The following is a 2,091-nucleotide window of genomic DNA, read 5'->3' as shown; positions in this document are numbered from 1 at the left end:
ACGGCCTGTATGTCTTCGGTGTTGCGTGCGAAGACGACCGCATCGGGCAATTGCGGATCGAAAGGCGATTCGTCACGTCCGTGGTTGGTGCGGACCGCCTCGGCGGTCGACACGCGCTCACCGAATGTGGCCTTCAGCGCACTGAGCAATTCAGCGGGAAAAGGGCGGCGCACGGAAGCGGGCGGCGCAGGATGGTTCATGCTGGTCTCCAGAAAAACATGTTTGATCTGCCCGGGCGGCGATCCCGGTCTGCTCCATTCCATTTGCGCCCGATTCCGCACCACTTCCTGCGCCGGAGTGAGCTATTCCCGGAAGCTGGTCACGACGCATGCACGGTAAGCACCATGCCATTTCATAATCTCACGTATAAATAACGCGTAAACAAAACGAATCGCAGTACTGCAGATCCGAAGACTGCGCAGCAACTGAAAATCCTTTTGAGATTTTCATAATGGGCATGAGAATTCGGTGAAGCTTAACTTCTACTCGACAACCTAAGTGGTCATGCCTGGCTTGCTTTGAGTGATTCGTCGCTATGCGTTTACGGGTGAGATGTCCAGTGCGCAAACGGTCTTTATGGCCAGCTCAACCTGCCCATGCCACAAACCGGAAAGTCATTTGCACTGGCGGGAATACGCTCGACTTTTCGTTATGAATATGTCTTTCGATCAACGGATTTATGAACTTGCTCTTCTAAAGAAACCAAAACTTATCCAGATGGAATAGATGGCGAAGTTGAGGCGTTTTGCTGCACGCGGCCCCTTCATTTCTTTAGAACATAAGGAGTATTGAAACATGAGATCGACCCGGATCGTTCGCACAAACCAACTGAAGAATGTCACCTGGATACTCGTTGGACTATCGCTGACGATCCCGGCACTGGCAGAGCAACCAGCATCGGTCAACGTGCAGACTCTGCTGAAGACCGATGCATCATGGGACGGTGCGCGCTACAAGTCCTATCCCTCCGGGCGGCCCCAGATTTCCGTGCTACGAATCGAAATTCCTCCTCATACGTCTTTGCCCTGGCACACTCATCCGATGCCCAATGCAGCGTATGTTCTTGGCGGCGAACTAACGGTCGAGAAGCCGGACGGCGGGAAGCAGCGGATAACGGTTGGGCAAGTCCTGCCTGAAACTGTGGGTACCGTACACAGGGGGGTGACCGGTGATAACCCGGTGACCTTGATCGTTTTCTACGCGGGAAGCGATGGGTTGCCTCTTTCGGAGCGCACCGATGCTCCTGCAAGGTAGTGCCTCGAGGCACCGTATTCTGACTGTGCCGAATAGACGGATCACCGTTCCACCGGCTTGACAGATTAGACCGACCTGGCCAACCGTCCAGCGTCGATGCCACGATGGAATACGAGTGGGTATGCCGCTGGTGTAACTGGCTCCGGGAACAGGACTTATCCAATCGACGAGCGGCTCTCCGGGCATCGCGATGACGACGATGCGGTTCTGAACAAATAGCGGCTCCGCGCCAGCGCGCACATCCATAGGAAAGCTTCAATGCTGTATCAATCAAATCCGCTTCATCCGTCCGACGCGGACGCGCCGCCCTCCACTTTCGAGGATGCCATCTATCGCAAGGTTGCGTGGCGTCTCACGCCGCTTCTGATGCTGTGCTACGTGGTCGCCTATCTCGACCGCGTCAACGTCGGCTTCGCGAAACTGCAGATGCAGACCGCCCTGAGCCTGAGCGACACGGTGTACGGCTTCGGCGCCGGCATCTTCTTCATCGGTTATTTTCTATTCGAACTACCGAGCAACGTGATCCTGCATCGGGTCGGCACGCGCGTGTGGATCGCGCGGATCATGGTGTCGTGGGGCATCATCTCCGCACTGACGATGTTCGTCGCCACACCGACGATGTTCTACGTGATGCGCTTTCTGCTCGGCGTCGCCGAAGCGGGCTTCTTCCCCGGCATCATCCTGTATCTGACGTACTGGTACCCGGCGCACCGGCGCGGCCGGATAACCACCTGGTTCATGACCGCGATCGCGCTATCGGGCGTGATCGGCGGCCCGATCTCCGGCTTTATCCTGAAGGCGTTCGACGGCCTGAACGGCTGGCATGGCTGGCAGTGG

General features: G+C 56.6%; 2 protein-coding genes and 1 pseudogene. 2 read left to right on the top strand and 1 reads right to left on the bottom strand.

Annotation, left to right across the window (positions count from 1 at the left end; genetic code table 11):
* A pseudogene (locus HV796_RS41860) lies at positions 1 to 200 on the bottom strand (2-hydroxy-acid oxidase); the annotation flags it as partial.
* 595 nt (positions 201 to 795) lie between these two features.
* Here HV796_RS41860 and HV796_RS41855 point away from each other — a divergent pair.
* On the top strand, positions 796 to 1,254 hold the full coding sequence (locus tag HV796_RS41855) for a cupin domain-containing protein (RefSeq protein ID WP_175233493.1): 459 nt from the start codon (positions 796 to 798) through the stop codon (positions 1,252 to 1,254).
* A 258-nt stretch (positions 1,255 to 1,512) separates the two neighbouring features.
* A partial coding sequence (locus HV796_RS41850; RefSeq protein ID WP_175233492.1) for an MFS transporter occupies positions 1,513 to 2,091 on the top strand: 579 nt, incomplete at its 3' end.

The sequence above is a fragment of the Paraburkholderia humisilvae genome (assembly GCF_902859855.1).
GTDB classification, from domain to species: Bacteria; Pseudomonadota; Gammaproteobacteria; order Burkholderiales; family Burkholderiaceae; genus Paraburkholderia; species Paraburkholderia humisilvae.
Note: the sequence above shows the minus strand (reverse complement) of the source record. Positions and strands in the feature narration are given on the sequence as shown.

Coding starts and splice junctions, on each gene's coding strand:
- HV796_RS41855 (WP_175233493.1), top strand. CDS start 796: ATGAGATCGACCCGGATCGTTCGCACAAACCAACTGAAGAATGTCACC.